The 16,752-nt window shown below is 48.1% G+C and carries 16 protein-coding genes and 1 riboswitch; all 16 genes read right to left on the bottom strand.

Going from position 1 to position 16,752, the window contains the following annotated elements; genetic code table 11:
* Positions 1-31: 31 nt before the first annotated feature.
* Positions 32-1,762 (bottom strand): adenine deaminase C-terminal domain-containing protein, encoded by a 1,731-nt coding sequence (locus tag IQ294_RS14040; RefSeq protein ID WP_203334690.1) that lies wholly within the window; start codon positions 1,760-1,762, stop codon positions 32-34.
* Positions 1,763-1,948: 186 nt separating this feature from the next.
* A complete protein-coding gene (locus tag IQ294_RS14035; protein ID WP_203334689.1) occupies positions 1,949-2,539 on the bottom strand; it encodes an N-acetyltransferase in 591 nt (196 codons plus the stop codon).
* A gap of 195 nt (positions 2,540-2,734) precedes the next feature.
* Positions 2,735-3,994, bottom strand: coding sequence for a phosphoribosylamine--glycine ligase (gene purD / locus IQ294_RS14030; RefSeq protein ID WP_203334688.1), 1,260 nt, complete (start codon positions 3,992-3,994; stop codon positions 2,735-2,737).
* 18 nt (positions 3,995-4,012) lie between these two features.
* Complete coding sequence (gene purH / locus IQ294_RS14025) at positions 4,013-5,551, bottom strand: bifunctional phosphoribosylaminoimidazolecarboxamide formyltransferase/IMP cyclohydrolase (RefSeq protein WP_203334687.1); 1,539 nt, start codon at positions 5,549-5,551, stop codon at positions 4,013-4,015.
* 33 nt (positions 5,552-5,584) lie between these two features.
* Positions 5,585-6,157 carry a phosphoribosylglycinamide formyltransferase gene (gene purN, locus IQ294_RS14020; RefSeq protein WP_203334686.1) on the bottom strand — a complete coding sequence of 191 codons (573 nt, stop codon included), beginning with the start codon at positions 6,155-6,157 and terminating at the stop codon, positions 5,585-5,587.
* Positions 6,147-7,208: a phosphoribosylformylglycinamidine cyclo-ligase gene (purM, locus tag IQ294_RS14015; protein ID WP_203334685.1), complete on the bottom strand. Its 1,062-nt coding sequence runs from the start codon at positions 7,206-7,208 to the stop codon at positions 6,147-6,149. Before purM ends, purN begins: the two co-directional genes overlap by 11 nt.
* A gap of 13 nt (positions 7,209-7,221) precedes the next feature.
* Positions 7,222-8,643: an amidophosphoribosyltransferase gene (gene purF / locus IQ294_RS14010; RefSeq protein ID WP_203334684.1), complete on the bottom strand. Its 1,422-nt coding sequence runs from the start codon at positions 8,641-8,643 to the stop codon at positions 7,222-7,224.
* A complete protein-coding gene (gene purL / locus IQ294_RS14005) occupies positions 8,619-10,847 on the bottom strand; it encodes a phosphoribosylformylglycinamidine synthase subunit PurL (protein ID WP_203334683.1) in 2,229 nt (742 codons plus the stop codon). The genes purF and purL overlap by 25 nt, the downstream gene beginning before the upstream one ends.
* Positions 10,831-11,514: a phosphoribosylformylglycinamidine synthase subunit PurQ gene (gene purQ / locus IQ294_RS14000; protein WP_203334682.1), complete on the bottom strand. Its 684-nt coding sequence runs from the start codon at positions 11,512-11,514 to the stop codon at positions 10,831-10,833. The genes purL and purQ overlap by 17 nt, the downstream gene beginning before the upstream one ends.
* Positions 11,511-11,765 carry a phosphoribosylformylglycinamidine synthase subunit PurS gene (purS, locus tag IQ294_RS13995; RefSeq protein WP_203334681.1) on the bottom strand — a complete coding sequence of 85 codons (255 nt, stop codon included), beginning with the start codon at positions 11,763-11,765 and terminating at the stop codon, positions 11,511-11,513. The genes purQ and purS overlap by 4 nt, the downstream gene beginning before the upstream one ends.
* Positions 11,762-12,478: a phosphoribosylaminoimidazolesuccinocarboxamide synthase gene (gene purC / locus IQ294_RS13990; protein ID WP_203334680.1), complete on the bottom strand. Its 717-nt coding sequence runs from the start codon at positions 12,476-12,478 to the stop codon at positions 11,762-11,764. The genes purS and purC overlap by 4 nt, the downstream gene beginning before the upstream one ends.
* Positions 12,479-12,493: 15 nt before the next feature.
* Positions 12,494-13,789 (bottom strand): adenylosuccinate lyase, encoded by a 1,296-nt coding sequence (gene purB, locus IQ294_RS13985; protein ID WP_203334679.1) that lies wholly within the window; start codon positions 13,787-13,789, stop codon positions 12,494-12,496.
* Positions 13,789-14,928, bottom strand: a complete 1,140-nt coding sequence (gene purK, locus IQ294_RS13980; RefSeq protein WP_203334678.1) for a 5-(carboxyamino)imidazole ribonucleotide synthase — start codon at positions 14,926-14,928, stop codon at positions 13,789-13,791. Before purK ends, purB begins: the two co-directional genes overlap by 1 nt.
* Positions 14,925-15,413 (bottom strand): 5-(carboxyamino)imidazole ribonucleotide mutase, encoded by a 489-nt coding sequence (purE, locus tag IQ294_RS13975; RefSeq protein ID WP_203334677.1) that lies wholly within the window; start codon positions 15,411-15,413, stop codon positions 14,925-14,927. The genes purK and purE overlap by 4 nt, the downstream gene beginning before the upstream one ends.
* A 134-nt stretch (positions 15,414-15,547) precedes the next feature.
* A riboswitch (purine riboswitch) is annotated at positions 15,548-15,647 on the bottom strand.
* Between the two features lie 85 nt (positions 15,648-15,732).
* Positions 15,733-15,921, bottom strand: coding sequence for an NETI motif-containing protein (locus IQ294_RS13970; RefSeq protein ID WP_203334676.1), 189 nt, complete (start codon positions 15,919-15,921; stop codon positions 15,733-15,735).
* Complete coding sequence (locus IQ294_RS13965; RefSeq protein ID WP_203334675.1) at positions 15,918-16,499, bottom strand: DUF2179 domain-containing protein; 582 nt, start codon at positions 16,497-16,499, stop codon at positions 15,918-15,920. The genes IQ294_RS13970 and IQ294_RS13965 overlap by 4 nt, the downstream gene beginning before the upstream one ends.
* Between the last annotated feature and the right edge of the window lie 253 nt (positions 16,500-16,752).

Raw genomic sequence — 16,752 nt, 5'->3', positions numbered from 1 at the left:
TACCGTCCTTTCCTGCCTAACCGTCGCGGAATCATCTCATGAATGCCGGGAACAGCACTTTTTTATTTTTCACATCATAAATCCCTTGTTGGGTAACACGGACATATGGCAGGTGGGTCGCCTGCAGGAACAGCAAGGTATAGATTGCGTCCCCGTGTTTATAACCCCGTTCTTTCAGTGCCTTTTTCAAAACGGTTTCCTGTTCCATGATCTGTTCCATCGTAAGGTCCGACATGCCGCCGCCGTGGGTCAATGGGATATCACAGATCTTTTCGCCATTCTCCATCAGGACAATGCCGCCTTTCATCCGCTTCAATTCATCGAATGCGAGCCACATCTGTTTGCGGTCTTTGCCGATCAGGATGATGTCCCCTGTGTTCGAATAAGACGAGGCAAAACCTTCAACCGCTGTGGTGAATCCCTTGATCAGTGTATTCACACGCCATTTGCCATGCTTGTCGATCAGCATCAGGAAACTTTCGTTATGATCTTTTGACAATTTCCCGTCGTGTGTATCGATGTTGACTGAATAAGGTTTGATGATAACATCATTCACCATGTCCAGCCCAAACGGCATCGAAAATTGGAAATCGTCTTCTGTCAGTTCGAAATCCATTTCCAGTTTCGGCAGCACGCTCCAGTCGATCGGCGGCAGTTCACGTACTTTTTCGCCGTCCCGCTTCAGCCATTTGCCTTTTGAAATGACACTCGACGGCACCGGATCCTCGATCGAATCGAGAATATTGATGTTCGCATAGCGGCCTGTCGCTATCAACCCGTGCATCGCTGTCATATTATAATAACGCGCTACATTATAGGAAGCCATCATATAGGCATCGATTGCCGGCACTCCAGCATCCAATGCGATCCGGATGCACAGGTCCATGACACCGTCTTTATGGAATGAGGGCGTCGAACCATCTGTTGTCATCATCAATTTTTCGTAGACGTTCAAATCGCGTTCGACGACGCCCTTCAATAATGAGGGCAGGTCAGGCCGGATCGATGAATGGCGAAGTGTTACGCCATAACCGTGCAATAAGCGCATTTCCACTTCGTCGATGGTCATCGCTTCATGATCGCCGTCCGCACCTAATAATTTCATGCGTGCCAATGTCTTTTCAGAGGCGCCCGGAAAATGCCCTTCGATTTTCTTGCGGGTCATTTTCGCTTTCTGGATCCAGTAAAGCATCTGATCGTCTCCCGCCAAAAGTTTCGGCCAGCCGGTCAATTCACCGCCGAGCAGCACTTCCGGCCGATCCAGCCACTCACCGACAGACTTCGAAGTGAACAGCCTGTCTTCTTCCGCAAGTTCTGTCTGCGAATCGAAGCGCGTCCACCAATAGAACGTGAAAGGCAGTTCATTCAATTGATCCAATATAGAAAACGCTTTCTCATTTTCCATCGACAAGAATAAGGTGAGGTTGTCCGAGATGAATGTTGTCGTTCCCAATTGGGCGGAATAATCCGCAAATGATTGAGGGTTATAAAGCTGGAAGGGATGGACGTGCGGTTCTATGTATCCCGGAACGATGAATTTACCGGTCATATCTGCTACTTCTGTCGCCTCGCCAATTTTCGCCATTTCCTGTCCTGCATAGACGATGCGGTCATCATGGATCCAGATATTGCCCGTCATCCATTTCTTATAGATGCCATGCAGGTAATAGGCATTGGTCAGTACCAGATCCGGCGACTCGTCCTTCGTAATGATTTTAAGCTGATTGCGCAATTCTTTATTTTTCCAGAGTGGATTATCCATGATTCCGCCCCTTTCCGCTGCAATGATAATACTTTATATACTAGCATAATAATGCACTGAAAGACAGTCAGGCCGCTATGATAATAGAACATTCTGATAGCTCGGCCGGCTATTGGCAATAGAAAAAACCGGAGTGAATGAAAGTTTTTCTTCCATTCACTCCGTTTCAGGATTTTAGCGCTGTCATCAGTTTTTAATTGGGTTATTGAACGGTTTCAGCACGTCTTTCTTTTCTGTCTCATTGAATGTCAGGACTTCGTCTACGTGTTCATAAGATTCACCGTAGAAATGTTCATCTTTATACGTGTGGATGTCTTCGTACATTTTTTTCATTGCCTCAAAGATTTCTTCTTCGCTTTCATTGTTCGGCGCCCAGTAAAGGATTTCCATCGAATTCGCTTCGCCTGTCGCAAGTGAACGCCGGTTATAGCCGATGGAAGAAGCATGCTCAAACCCTTCACGCGAATAAAAACGAAGGCGTTTTTCCGTATCCGTGTCTTCATAATTCACCGGCTCCACTTCAAGGATAATCGGCTTGTTCTTGTCTTTCAGCATCTGGAGTGTTTTACTGCCAAGCCCCATGCCGCGTGATTCTTTCGATACAAACAGGTAATCCACAAAAGTGAAGTTAGGGAATTCTGCATACATCAATACGTGGTAAGGACCCTCATCCTTATAATAGACACTGCCTTTTTCCTTCAATAACGTGTCCATATGCTCTTTTGACTTCATCTCTTCGATGGGGAAATACTGATTCAACTTTTCGTACCAGTTCATACATATTGCTCCTCTCGAGTTTTGATGCCCTGCTGATTTTGTTTTCGGGGTAGTGATGATCGTGCGATCAGGAGTGTAAATAGAGGTAAACGCGGGCTGTTGAAAATCCTCAGGTCCCTTATCTTTCAGGGATTTATAACAGAAAGAAAAAATGACACAGTTCTTGTCGAATTTGTGTCATTTAAAAGTATATCATTAATTGGGATTGGATGCACGCCATCCGATGTCAGACCGATGCATAAATCCGGACCATGAAAGCGAATTGATCTGTTCGTAAACTTTTTCCTGCGCGGCTTTGACTGTATCGCCTTCAGATGAGATGAGCAGCACACGCCCGCCATTGGCCGCAAACCCTTCACTTGTGGCTGTTGTGCCCGCATGGAAGATATCCACTCCGGACAGTCCCGCCAGATTCGGCAGCAGTTTCCCTTTTTCGGGCTGTTCCGGATAGCCTTCTGCTGCTATGACGACTCCAAGGACCGCCTGTTCCTGCCATTCCAGGTCAAAGGGTTTCCCTTCCATCAAAGCATACATGAAATCACCGAAATCCGATTTCATACGCGGCAGCACCACCTGCGTTTCCGGATCACCGAAACGCGCATTGAATTCGATCACTTTCGGCCCCTCCGCCGTGACAATGACTCCGGCATAGAGGATTCCATTAAAAGGAACCCCTTCTTCGGCCATGGCCTCGATTGCAGGCTTGACGATTTTATGGAACGTTTCATCGACGATGCTTTCTTCGATCTGCGGCACCGGTGAGTAAGCGCCCATGCCTCCGGTATTCGGACCGCGGTCCCCATCGTAGGCCCGTTTGTGATCCTGTGATATGACCATCGGATAAATCCGTCCATTGTAGACGAATGACATGAACGAAAATTCTTCGCCGTCCAGGAATTCTTCAATGACGACCGTTGACCCAGATGCCCCGTATTTGCGGTCTTCCAGCATGTCATGGAGTGCGGCAATTGCATCTTCTTCACTGCCGGCAACAACGACTCCTTTTCCGGCAGCGAGGCCATCCGCTTTTATAACGATCGGCGCACCCTTTTGACGGATGAAATCAATGGCCGGTGCAATTTCAGAAAATGTCGCGTAGGCAGCGGTCGGGATCTGGTATTTTTTCATTAATTCCTTTGCGAATGTTTTGCTTCCTTCAATTTGCGCAGCTGCTTTTGATGGACCGAAAGCCCGCAGGCCCTGGCTTTCGAAAAAGTCGACGATGCCTGCTGAGAGAGGCTGCTCAGGACCTATGAAGGTGCAATCGATCTTTTGTTCTTTGGCGAATTGGGCAAGTGCCTGAAATTCCATCTCTTCGATCGGCACAAGCTCCGCTTCCAGCCTCATACCGTCGTTGCCGGGTGCTGCAAATACCTTTTCTATGAAAGCGGATCTCGCAAACTGGCGGACAATCGCATGTTCCCGTCCGCCTCTGCCAATAACTAGAACTTTCATCTTAATGCTCCCTCCGGCTTAATGTTTAAAGTGGCGAATGCCTGTAAAGACCATCGCAATACCGTATTCATCGGCTTTATCGATGGAATCCTGATCTTTTTTAGATCCGCCCGGCTGAATGATCGCCTTGATGCCGGCTTTCGCGGCAGCTTCCACTGTATCGTTCATCGGGAAAAACGCATCCGAAGCCATGATGGCTCCTTCAGCCCGCTCTCCTGCCTGTTCCAGTGCAATCTTAGCAGCGCCGACACGGTTCATCTGCCCTGCTCCGACGCCCAGCGTCATCTGTGAATCACAGACAACGATAGCATTCGATTTAACGTGTTTTACAACGCTCCAGCCCAATTTCAGCGCTTCGAGCTCCGCTTCCGTCGGCTGGCGTTTGGTAGCTATTGTAATTTCTGCATCTTCATAATTATAGACATCCGGCTGCTGGACAAGCAAACCGCCTTCAACAGTGACCGTATTCCATTTGTCCTGTTTAGCCCCATCAAAGGATATCGTCAGCAAACGGATATTTTTCTTTTTGGTTAAAATTTCCAATGCTACTTCCGAAAATGCCGGTGCAATGATGATTTCCAGGAAAATATCCCCTAATAGCCGTGCTGTTTCAGCATCGACTTCACGGTTAAGGGCAACAATGCCGCCAAAAATCGATGTTGAATCCGCTTCATAGGCTTTACCGAAAGCTGCCGAAATGGTGTCGCCTGTTCCGACGCCGCAAGGATTCATATGCTTCACCGCCACTGCAGCAGGCATCGTGAATTCTTTGATGATCTGCAAAGCGGCGTTTGCATCCTGGATATTATTATAGGAAAGCTCTTTGCCATGCAGCTGATCAGCACTCGCAATCGAAAATTCCGAACCGAGCGGGCTTCGGTAAAATGCCGCTTTCTGGTGCGGGTTCTCGCCGTAGCGCAGCGTCTGCTGAAGCTCGTATGTAAGCGTCAGCTGAGCAGGATATTCTTCTTCCGTAAGATCTGTCAAATAATTGGAGATATAGGAATCATAAGCGGCCGTATGGCGGAACACTTTTGCAGCCAGGCGGCGTCTTGTTTCAGGAGTGGTTGTGCCTTCTTTGCTCTGGAGTTCTTCGAGGACGGCCGGATAATCCTCCGCATCTACGATCACCGTTACATACGCATGATTTTTAGCCGCAGAACGGAGCATCGTCGGACCGCCGATATCGATATTTTCGATGGCATCCTCTACAGGGACATCCGGTTTTGAAATCGTTTCGCGGAATGGATATAAATTGACACAGACCATGTCAATCGGAGAAATGCCGTTATCAGCCATTTCACTTTGATGCGCTGCATCATCATGCTTGGCCAATAAACCGCCGTGGACTAAAGGATGCAGGGTTTTAACGCGTCCACCAAGAATTTCGGGGAATTTCGTAATTTCATCAACAGCGGTAATCGCTACACCATTATCTTCCAAAAAGCGTTTTGTGCCGCCTGTCGACAGGATTTCATAATTCATTCGCTCCAGTTCCTGCGCAAATTCCAGAATACCGGATTTATCGGATACACTCAGTAATGCTCTCTTCTTCAAGATACGTCCTCCTAATAATACTGCAGATGTGTTTTATTGAGCGAATAACCGCTGCAAAGTTGCAGGATATAAGCGGTGTTCGATTTCATGTATTTCTTCCTCGACTTCTTCCCGGCCCCGGTCGCGGACTGCAATTGATTGCTGGGCAATGATTTTGCCGGTATCCATTCCGGCATCGACATAATGCACTGTGACACCTGCTGTCTCCACTCCCGCAGCCAGCGTTTGGCCGATGGCATCCTTACCTGGGAATGCAGGCAGCAGAGACGGATGGATATTGATGATCCGGTTCTCGAATGCCTCCAGCAGCACCGGCCCGATCAGGCGCATATAGCCTGCCAATATGATCCATTCCACATTCAATTGCTCCAGCTTTTCTTTCAGCATTTCTTCATATAATTGTTTTGACTCATAAGCCGACGGGATAAAAGCGAAAGAAGGGATGCCTGCTTGCTGTGCGCGTTCCATCACATATGCCTGCGGACGGTCCGTCACCACCAGCATGATTTCCGCCTGCAGGGCACCTGTTGCTGCCGAATCGGCGATCGCTTGAAAATTAGAGCCGTTTCCAGATGCGAAAACGGCGATTTTGGTTTTATTGGCCATCGAGGGTTCCGTCCTGTTCACCTTTGAATTGGACTCCGGCTGTTTTGGAAACGCGGCCGATGAGATAAGCCTGATCCCCGCTCTTATGGGCGGCACTCATCACCTGTTCTGCATCTTCCGGTTTTACGGCAAGTACAAACCCGATTCCCGCATTGAAAACCGAAAACAGGTCCCGGTCAGTCAGTTTCCCTTTTTCCTGCAGCATTTCAAAAACGCGCAGCACCGGCCAGCTGCCCAGGTCGATTTCCGCCCCTACCCCTTCCGGCATCATGCGCGGCAGGTTCTCGATGAATCCGCCTCCCGTCACATGGGCCATACCATGGATGTCGACAATTTCAGCAATCGCCGCCACTGTCTTGGCATAGATTTTCGTCGGCTTCAGCAATTCATCGCCAAGCGCTCCGAGATCTTCAAAGCCTTCAACTGTTTCGTCCAGCTTCAGCTGATGCTGGTCAATTACGATATTCCGCACGAGCGAATAACCATTTGAATGGATGCCGCTCGAAGCAAGGCCGATCAGCACATCACCCGCTTCAATCTTTTCACCTGTGACAATTTTCGATTTTTCAGCTGCACCCACTGCAAAACCGGCAATATCGTATTCATCCGCTTCATACAGCCCCGGCATTTCCGCAGTCTCTCCGCCGATCAGCGCCGCGCCTGCCTGAACACAGCCATCTGCCACCCCTTTGACAATCTGTTCGATTTTCTCCGGCACCGTTTTGCCGACCGCTAGATAATCAAGGAAAAATAAGGGTTCCGCGCCCTGTGCAACGATGTCATTGACACACATCGCGACACAGTCTATGCCGATCGTATCATGGCGATCCGCCATGAATGCCAATTTCAATTTCGTGCCGACACCATCCGTCCCCGATACAAGAACCGGTTCTTTCAGGTTCAGTTCGGATAGATCGAACATGCCGCCGAAACCGCCGAATGATCCGAGCATCCCAAGCCGCGCTGTACGCTCCACATGGGATTTCATCCGCTCGACCGCCTCATAGCCCGCTTCGATATTGACGCCTGCTTTTTCATATGCTTTAGACACACCGGTTTCCCCCTTATTTCACTTTCTCTTTTTCATGCGGTAAAACTGTATCCGGAAAAATGTTCGTCGGATATTCACCGGTAAAGCATGCCAGGCAATGCCCGCATTTCGAACCCGGGTCCGTTCTGCCGATATTTTGCACCATGCCGTCGAGTGACAGGAACGATAACGAGTCTGCCCCGATGATTTCCCGCATTTCTTCTATCGAATTATTCGCAGCGATCAATTCACCGGAAGTCGAAATATCAATTCCGTAAAAACATGGGCTCTTGATCGGCGGTGAAGAAATGACGACGTGCACCTCGGTCGCTCCTGCCTCTTTCAGCAAGTTGACGATCCGTCGTGAAGTTGTGCCGCGTACGATGGAATCGTCCACCATGATGACGCGCTTTCCATTCACCACCTGGCGTACAGGTGACAATTTCATCTTCACACCTTGTTCCCTAAGGTCTTGTGAAGGCTGAATAAAAGTTCTTCCGACATAGCGGTTCTTGATCAAGCCAAGTTCATATGGAATTCCTGTTGCTTCCGAATAGCCGATGGCTGCTGAAATGCTCGAATCAGGTACACCTGTCACGACATCTGCATCGATGCTTATTTCTTTCGCCAATTGCTTGCCGAGGCGTTTTCGTGCAGCATGGATGTTGATGCCGTCGATATCCGAATCCGGACGTGAAAAGTACACGTATTCCATCGTGCAGATGGAACGTTCCTGCGGATAGGCAAAACGGTCCGCCTGTATTCCTTCATCCGTTATCTTCAAAAATTCCCCCGGTTCAACCGACCGGACATATTCCGCACCGATGATATCAAACGCACACGTTTCTGAAGCAACGACCCAGGCGTCACCCAGTCTGCCAAGAGACAGTGGACGCAGGCCGTTCGGGTCGAGTGCCACATACATCGCATCTTCTTTCAGGATCACGAAAGCAAAAGCACCTTTTAGGAGTGACAACGCATTTTTGGCTTTTTCCTCAAACGTTTCGTAGCCGCTTCTTTTGATCAGGTGTGCCAGTACTTCCGTATCGGAAGTCGTTTGGAAGATGCTTCCTTGCCGCTCCAGATGGCTTTTCAACTGATTGGCATTGACAAGATTCCCGTTATGGGAAATTGCAAGGCTGCCGGTGGTCGAATTGAAAAGCAGCGGCTGGACATTTTCAATGCCGCTGCCGCCCGCTGTCGCATAACGGACATGGCCGATTGCGCCTGTACCGTTCAGCACTTCCATTTTTTCAGGTGTAAAGATTTCATTGACCATGCCTTCGCCTTTGATAGCCTTCAAAAACTGTTTATCTGTCGCAACAATACCTGCGCCTTCCTGTCCACGGTGCTGAAGTGCGTGCAATCCGTAATAGGCCAGCTGCACTGCGTTGGAGTGGCCCCATATTCCAAAGACGCCGCATTCCTCGTTTAAGCTTCTGATTTCAGCAAGCATGGGATTGCCCCTTTCCAGGCTGCGCGGAGCGTCTCAACCGAATCGTCGATCCAGACTGAACCGTCCTCACTTTTTATGGTCAATTGTCCTGTATCAGTGACTGTTCCAATCTGCTTGGCATCTGAAACAAGCTCTTCGAATTCCTTAGCATTGTCCAGCGAAACGGTCAGGATGAAACGTGATTGTGATTCGCTGAAAAGAGCGCTGGTGGCTGAACCTGAAAGTGCAACATCCAGGCCAAATCCTTTGCCGAAAGCTGTTTCCGCGAGTGCGACCGCAACGCCGCCTTCCGCCACATCATGAGCTGACGCCACAAGTCCTTTTTGGATTGCTTCAAGGATTTGTTTCTGACGGATTGCTTCAACTGTAAGATCGATTGCAGGTGCTTTACCGAAAATACGTCCTTCCACCATCTTCTGCAATTCACTGCCGCCGAATTCCGTAAAGCTTTCGCCTACCAGATAGATAAGATCTCCCGCTTTTTTGGCATCCTGCGTCGTGACGTGCGACAAGTCTTCGATTAAGCCTACCAAGCCGATTGTCGGTGTCGGGTAAATGGCCGTTCCGTTAGTTTCATTGTATAAAGAGACGTTTCCGCCGATTACCGGTGCATCCAGGATCGTACATGCTTCGGACATGCCATCTGCCGCTTTCTCCAATTGCCAGAAGATCTCAGGTTTTTCAGGACTGCCGAAATTCAGGCAATCAGTGATGGCCAGGGGTTTTGCCCCTGATACGACTACGTTGCGTGCCGCTTCAGCTACCGCAATTTTGCCTCCCATTTCCGGATCCAGGTAGATATAGCGAGAGTTGCAGTCTGTCGTCATCGCCAAGCCTTTATTCGTGCCTCGCACGCGGATCACTGCTGCATCCGATCCCGGGCTGACGACAGTGCTCGTACGCACCTGATGGTCATACTGCTCATAAACCCATTCTTTCGAAGCGATAGTCGGCTGCTGCAATAGGGCTTTCAGCGTCTCGCTGTAGTTTGCGACTTTCGGCTCGACGTTTTCCATCTGTTGATATTCCGTGAAATAAGCAGGGACCGTTGATGGTTTATGGTAGACAGGAGCATCTTCAGCAAGTGCATCAACCGGCACTTCTGCAACAACTTCTCCCTTATGTTTCAAACGCAGCATCGAATCATCCGTCACAGTTCCGACTGTCACAGCATCAAGGCCATATTTCTCGAACAATTCCACGATTTCAGGCTCCCGGCCTTTTTTTACAACGATCAACATGCGTTCCTGAGATTCCGATAACATCATCTCGTATGCCGTCATACCGGTTTCCCGCTGCGGCACGTGATCCAGTTCCATTTCAATGCCGGATCCTGCCTTTGAAGCCATTTCAGCTGACGAAGAAGTCAGACCTGCTGCGCCCATATCCTGGATGCCGACAAGTGCGTCAGACTTCACGAGTTCGAGGCAAGCTTCCAACAGAAGTTTCTCCATGAACGGATCTCCCACCTGTACCGCCGGACGGTTATCCCCCGACGATTCGGTCAATTCTTCTGAAGCGAATGTTGCTCCGTGGATGCCGTCACGTCCCGTTTTGGCACCGACATACATCACTGGGTTGCCGACTCCAGAAGCCACGCCTTTTTGAATATCTTTATGATCAATCAAACCGACACACATCGCGTTGACCAATGGATTTCCTTCATAGGAAGCATCAAACTGCACTTCGCCGCCCACTGTCGGAATCCCGATGCAATTACCGTATCCAGCGATGCCAGCAACGACTTCCTCAAACAGATATTTCACGCGGGGTGTAGTGAGTTCCCCGAAACGAAGCGAATTCAGCATCGCAATCGGCCGTGCTCCCATCGAAAAGACGTCACGGATAATGCCGCCGACACCCGTTGCTGCTCCCTGATAAGGTTCAATCGCCGATGGATGGTTATGTGATTCCATTTTGAAAACGACTGCCTGGCCATCACCGATATCCACGATTCCAGCGCCTTCTCCCGGCCCCTGCAGGACACGCGGTGCTTTGGTCGGGAATTTCGCCAATACAGGCTTGGAGTTCTTATACGAACAATGTTCCGACCACATGACCGAAAATAATCCGGTTTCCGTATAATTCGGTGTTCTGCCTAAAATATCTTCGACCATGGCAAATTCGGCATCCGACAATCCCATTTGGCGATAGAGCTTCTGTTCTTTAACCTGTTCCGTATTTGGCTCAAGCATGAGTGACATTTGCTTCCCTCCACTGTTTGACGATTGATTTGAATAAAGCCAGCCCGTCGCTGCCGCCGATCAAGTCGGACACAGCCCGTTCCGGATGCGGCATCATGCCAAGGACGTTTCCGCGTTCGTTGATGATTCCTGCAATGTTATTGCGGCTGCCGTTAAAATCATCCGCATAGGAGAAAACGATTTGATTGTTCTGTTTCAGTCCTTCGTATGTCGCATCGTCGCAATAATAATTCCCTTCACCGTGGGCAATCGGAATTTGTATTTCCTGGCCATCAGTATATTCGCTGGTAAACAAAGTAGTGGCATTCTCAACTTTCAAGCCGACAGTTTTGCACATGAATTTCATGTTTTTATTGCGCAGCAATACGCCTGGCAATAAACCTGCTTCTGTTAAAATCTGGAACCCGTTGCAGATGCCCAGAACCGGCTTCCCGGCTTCAGCCGCTTTCCGCACTTCACCCATGATGGCTGAAGACTGTGCAATCGCCCCGCAGCGCAGGTAATCGCCGTAAGAAAAACCGCCAGGCAAAAGAATTCCGTCATAATGACTTAAATCTGTTGCATCATGCCAAACGTATTCAGCTTGTTCACCTAACTCATCTTTGACTGCATGGTACATATCCAAATCACAATTGGACCCAGGAAACACGATTACTGCGAATTTCATTGCGAGACAGCCTCCTCAATTTCGAAACGATAATCTTCAATCACCGTGTTCGTCAACAATTTATGGCACATTTCATTCACTAAAGCGTCGATATCACGTGCTTCATCAGAAATCATCAATTCCAGATATTTGCCGATCCGGACGTCTTTAACTTCACCGTAACCCATTTTATGAAGCGAGCCCATGACCGCAGAGCCTTGTGGATCCAGTACGCTTTCGCGCAAAGTGACATAGATTTTAACTTTTCTCATGAATGTTGTCCTCCCAGTTTCGCTAAAATGAGTTCATATGCTTCCGTTAAATTGCCAAGATCCCGGCGAAATACATCTTTATCGAGTTTCTGTTTCGTCTCTTTGTCCCATAGACGGCAGGTATCCGGCGAAATTTCATCTGCCAACAGGATCTGTCCCTCGTTGCCGCGTCCAAATTCAATCTTGAAATCGACCAGATCGACGCCCACTTCCGAAAAGAAGCCGATCAGCACTTCATTAACTGTCAATGCTTTTTCCCGAAGCTCTGCGACTTCCTCAGCCGATGCCAGGTCCAGCATGTCAATATGGTCTTCTGTAAGGATCGGGTCACCGAGTGCATCATCTTTGAAGTAGAATTCGACAATCGGCCGTTTCAACACCGTGCCTTCCTCCAAACCGAGGCGTTTTGCCATACTCCCGGCAACGATATTCCGCACCACCACTTCGATTGGAATAATCGAAACCTGCCGTACGAGCTGTTCATGGTCAGACAATTGTTCAACAAAATGCGAGGCAATGCCCGCTGTCTGCAATTTCTTGAAGATCAATGATGTGATTTTATTGTTCAGCATGCCCTTACCGGCGATTTCCGCTTTCTTTTCCCCGTTGAAAGCCGTAGCTGAGTCTTTGTATTCCACCCATAAAATATCCTGTTCATCCGTTGCATATAAACGTTTTGCCTTGCCTTCGTACAAAAGCTGACCTTTTTCCATGTGAATAGCCCCCGTTTAGTTTAATCCGAGCCGGTTGAAAATCATGTCCACCTGCTGCAGGTGATGGTTGTAATCGAAGCAATCGTCCAATTCCTCTTTCGACAGCTGGGAAGTGATCGTCTCGTTCGCTTCCACGATCTTGCGGAAATGCGTCTGGTTTTCCCAGGCTTCCATCGCACACGGCTGCACCGTGTCATAAGCCGCTTCCCTCGCCATCCCTTTATCGATCAAGGCGAGCAGGACACGCTGTGAATAAATGAGGCCCAGCGTCGAATCCATATTGCGTTTCATATTCTCCGGGAACACCGTCAAATTCTTCACGATATTGCCGAAACGGTTCAGCATATAATTTAATGCAATCGTCGCATCCGGCAGGATTACGCGCTCTGCAGATGAATGCGAAATATCACGTTCGTGCCAAAGCGATACGTTCTCATAAGCCGTCAGCATATAACCGCGGATCAGGCGTGCAAGACCCGTCATGTTCTCAGAACCGATCGGGTTGCGTTTATGCGGCATTGCCGATGAACCTTTTTGGCCTTTTGCAAAAAACTCTTCCACTTCGCGCGTTTCCGATTTCTGGAGACCGCGGATTTCAGTCGCAAATTTCTCAATCGACGTGCCGATCAAAGCCAAAGCGCTTAAATACTGAGCGTGACGGTCACGCTGCAATGTTTGTGTCGAGATCGGTGAAGCCGCAAGACCCAATTCTCTGCAGACATATTCTTCAACAAACGGATCGATGTTGGCATAAGTCCCAACTGCACCGGACATTTTGCCGGTTTCGATCGATTTAGCAGCTGCTTCGAAACGCTCCAGGTTGCGCTTCATCTCTTCATGCCATAAAGCCAATTTCAAACCGAAAGTTGTCGGCTCTGCATGGACACCGTGCGTCCGGCCCATCATGACCGTCATTTTATGTTCTTTGGCTTTAGTTGCTAAAATCTCGATGAAGTTCGTCAAATCTTTGCGGATGATTTCGTTTGCCTGTTTCAAAAGATATGAAAGCGCCGTATCCACTACATCCGTCGACGTCAATCCATAATGCACCCATTTGCGCTCCTCGCCCAATGTCTCAGACACCGCTCGCGTAAATGCCACCACATCGTGACGTGTCTCTTCTTCAATTTCAAGAATGCGATCTACTGAAAATGAAGCATTCTTCCGGATCAAAGCGACATCTTCCTTAGGGATATCCCCCAATTCCGCCCAAGCTTCACATGCAAGTATTTCCACTTCCAACCATGCATTGTATTTATTTTCCTCTGTCCAGATCTTGCCCATTTCAGGTCTTGTATAACGTGCTATCATCAGTTTTCCTCCAGTTTTTCCGTCCAAATTCCGGACGCGTCTATTTCATTCAGGGCTGATTCCAAATTTTTTGTAAGAATCGTGACATGGCCCATCTTTCGATTATGCTTTGCTTCTTCTTTTCCGTAAAGGTGTATCGACCAATTCGGGTATTGCGCTATTTTGGATGTCAGCGGGGCAACATGCTGTCCAAGTACATTCACCATCACGGTGTCGGACCATAATTCAGGCTTACGCAGCGGCCATCCGCATATCGCGCGAACATGCTGGTGAAACTGTGAACTATTGGTTCCTTCTATAGAATAATGGCCAGAGTTATGGGGACGCGGGGCCAATTCATTCACCATCACACTGCCGTCTTTCAACACGAACATCTCAACTGCGAGTGTGCCGACCATTTCCAGATGCTCAGCAATCGCTTCAGCAGCTTCAGTCGCTTCCGCTATTGTCACTGCGTCTACACGCGCAGGAACAATGGTTTCATGCAGGATATGGTTTTTGTGTATATTTTCACCGATCGGTAAAATAGCTGTTTCTCCGTAACCGTTGCGCTGAATGATGACAGAGATTTCTTTCGTAAAATCAACGAATTGTTCTGCGACACAGACGCCGTTCTCAAACAGCGGTTCTGCCAGCTTTAATTCGGCCTGGCTGGTAATAGTTTGCTGCCCTTTGCCGTCATAACCGCCACGCGCTGTTTTAACGATAAAGGGATAGTCGAGGGATGAGCTTTTTTCCAGCAGTCCGGCATAGCTTTCAGCAACTATATATTTCGCTACCGAAACACCTGCCTTTGTAAGCTCTTCCTTTTCGGCAACCCGGTTCTGCGTGATTCGAATCAAGTCGGAACCTTGAGGTACATACGAAATTTCACATAAACGTTTCAGGCCTTCAACGTCGATATTTTCAAATTCATAAGTGATGACGTCACTTACCGCTGCCAATTCCTCCAGCGCTTCGATATCATTGTACGGGGCGATCAATTGGACATTCGCAATCTGGCCAGCAGGCGAATCCATTGCCGGGTCCAATACCGCAATCTTAAATCCAGCTTCTTTCGCCGCAAGCGCCATCATCCGCCCAAGCTGTCCACCGCCTATGATGCCAATTGTCTGTCCCGGCAAAATCGTCTTCATCATATTAAATCCTCCGTACTTGCCAGAACTTCTTTTTCTGTCCTATCTCTGCGAACCTGAAGTGCTCTGGCGACTTCTTCATCTACCGTACCCAAAATCTGCGCCGCCAATAAACCCGCATTGACTGCACCAGCTTTTCCGATTGCCACCGTAGCAACTGGCACTCCACCAGGCATTTGGACAATCGACAGCAATGAATCCAGTCCATTGAGCGATCTTGAGTGGACAGGTACGCCTATTACCGGCAATGTGGTCTTCGCCGCAACCATACCCGGCAAGTGAGCTGCGCCGCCTGCACCAGCAATAAGTACATGCAGCCCCCGCTGTCTTGCGGTTTCTGCATAGCTGAACATAAGATCAGGTGTGCGATGAGCTGATACTACCTTCTTTTCATAAGCGATATTCAACTCATCCAATACTTCACACGTATTTTTCATAGTTTCCCAGTCACTCGAACTTCCCATGATTACACCGATTCTCGGATTCATCGTATCGCTCCCTTAAAAAAGTAAAAAGCCCTCAAATAAACTGCTCACTTTTACGTGAAAAGCAGTTTACTTAAGGACTTCAAAATCAACGAAATAGAGAATGATGGCATAGCTGCACATCCCTCGCGTCATTTCCATAAGTTGCTTTCCCGCATAGTCCAGACATTCCGGTGTCTTGGTAGAGACGCAGAAGCCAATTCTTCTGCATATATGGGGTTTCCTAGTTAATCATAACAACTCAGTATTTAGGAGTCAACACATAAACACGAACAATAATTTGTCAGAATTTAATATAGTTCGGAAATTTTGTTGACTTGGGTTAATCGCTGGCTTTAATACCTTTGAACTTTACTATTTGCCTTACTGGAACCGGCTGTCCATCCACTTCTTTAAATAGTGGCTCTTCTTTCCTGCCAGCTGCCATATAACCTTCTGACTGCATACGTTTCAGACAATCATCGATGGTTTCATCTTCTCTGACTTCGAACCATATTGTTTTCTTATTCATTTAAACAGCTTTCCTTTCCGGACTTGCTTCACCCAAAACCCACCATGGATCGTCTTCGGTTCGTAGGCGATGATAAATGCTTTCGGATCAATTTCCTTAATAGTGGCATACAGTTTCAATTCCAATTTCCGCGGCGTCAGAATCTGCATCGACTGCCTGTCACCGTCCATGCCATTCGCTGCCCAGTCCGTGACCCCGTACCCTTTTGTACGTAGAGCCTTAGGCAATTCCTGGCTTCGCTCACTGGTAATTACATTCACCGTGATATAGCCCAGCGCCATTTTTTCTTCTATCTTAGATCCTACGATCACACCAGATCCATAGCCGATAGCGTATGCTATCAAGTTTTGAATTTGATCCAGGTTATCCAGCACCAGTCCCAGACCCACTATATAAATAACCGTTTCCACCATACTGACCATTGCTGCCAGGTAACGATAGCCTTTTAAAGTCATGATCATCCGAATCGTAAAGAACGACACATAAACAATATTGATGGAGAAAATGATGATCACCATCAACCATGGATTTATTTCCAATTCGTACACCCTTTCATTTCCTGAACAATTAAATTTCATACTAGTGGAATCCACTCTATAAAGCAAGAGTGAAAAGGCTATTTCCCCCAATGAAATCTGGAAACTGTTTCGGAGTTATTTTTCATCCCTATTTAATTTGTATTTCAGATGCCTAGATTTATAATTATATTCCCACAATTTTGTCTCGATCAGAGAAAGAAAATAAAACTGTTCATTTCCAGCTATATATAATAGAAGGAAATTTTATATACCAATAAAAACGGCAAAAAAGGCCATCACCACTTACGCGGTA

The organism is Planococcus beigongshangi (genome assembly GCF_016820495.1).
Taxonomy (GTDB): domain Bacteria; phylum Bacillota; class Bacilli; order Bacillales_A; family Planococcaceae; genus Planococcus; species Planococcus beigongshangi.
This window is presented reverse-complemented; position numbering and strand designations above follow the sequence as displayed.

Excerpts from the sequence above, each read along its gene's own strand:
- purD (WP_203334688.1), bottom strand. The coding sequence starts at position 3,994 with ATGAAAGTTCTAGTTATTGGCAGAGGCGGACGGGAACATGCGATTGTC.
- IQ294_RS14035 (WP_203334689.1), bottom strand. The coding sequence starts at position 2,539 with ATGAACTGGTACGAAAAGTTGAATCAGTATTTCCCCATCGAAGAGATG.
- purN (WP_203334686.1), bottom strand. The coding sequence starts at position 6,157 with ATGGCCAATAAAACCAAAATCGCCGTTTTCGCATCTGGAAACGGCTCT.
- IQ294_RS13965 (WP_203334675.1), bottom strand. The coding sequence starts at position 16,499 with ATGAAATTTAATTGTTCAGGAAATGAAAGGGTGTACGAATTGGAAATA.
- IQ294_RS14040 (WP_203334690.1), bottom strand. The coding sequence starts at position 1,762 with ATGGATAATCCACTCTGGAAAAATAAAGAATTGCGCAATCAGCTTAAA.
- purL (WP_203334683.1), bottom strand. The coding sequence starts at position 10,847 with ATGTCACTCATGCTTGAGCCAAATACGGAACAGGTTAAAGAACAGAAG.
- purS (WP_203334681.1), bottom strand. The coding sequence starts at position 11,765 with ATGAGAAAAGTTAAAATCTATGTCACTTTGCGCGAAAGCGTACTGGAT.
- purK (WP_203334678.1), bottom strand. The coding sequence starts at position 14,928 with ATGATGAAGACGATTTTGCCGGGACAGACAATTGGCATCATAGGCGGT.
- purQ (WP_203334682.1), bottom strand. The coding sequence starts at position 11,514 with ATGAAATTCGCAGTAATCGTGTTTCCTGGGTCCAATTGTGATTTGGAT.
- purE (WP_203334677.1), bottom strand. The coding sequence starts at position 15,413 with ATGAATCCGAGAATCGGTGTAATCATGGGAAGTTCGAGTGACTGGGAA.
- purF (WP_203334684.1), bottom strand. The coding sequence starts at position 8,643 with ATGCTTGCTGAAATCAGAAGCTTAAACGAGGAATGCGGCGTCTTTGGA.
- purB (WP_203334679.1), bottom strand. The coding sequence starts at position 13,789 with ATGATAGCACGTTATACAAGACCTGAAATGGGCAAGATCTGGACAGAG.
- IQ294_RS13970 (WP_203334676.1), bottom strand. The coding sequence starts at position 15,921 with ATGAATAAGAAAACAATATGGTTCGAAGTCAGAGAAGATGAAACCATC.
- purC (WP_203334680.1), bottom strand. The coding sequence starts at position 12,478 with ATGGAAAAAGGTCAGCTTTTGTACGAAGGCAAGGCAAAACGTTTATAT.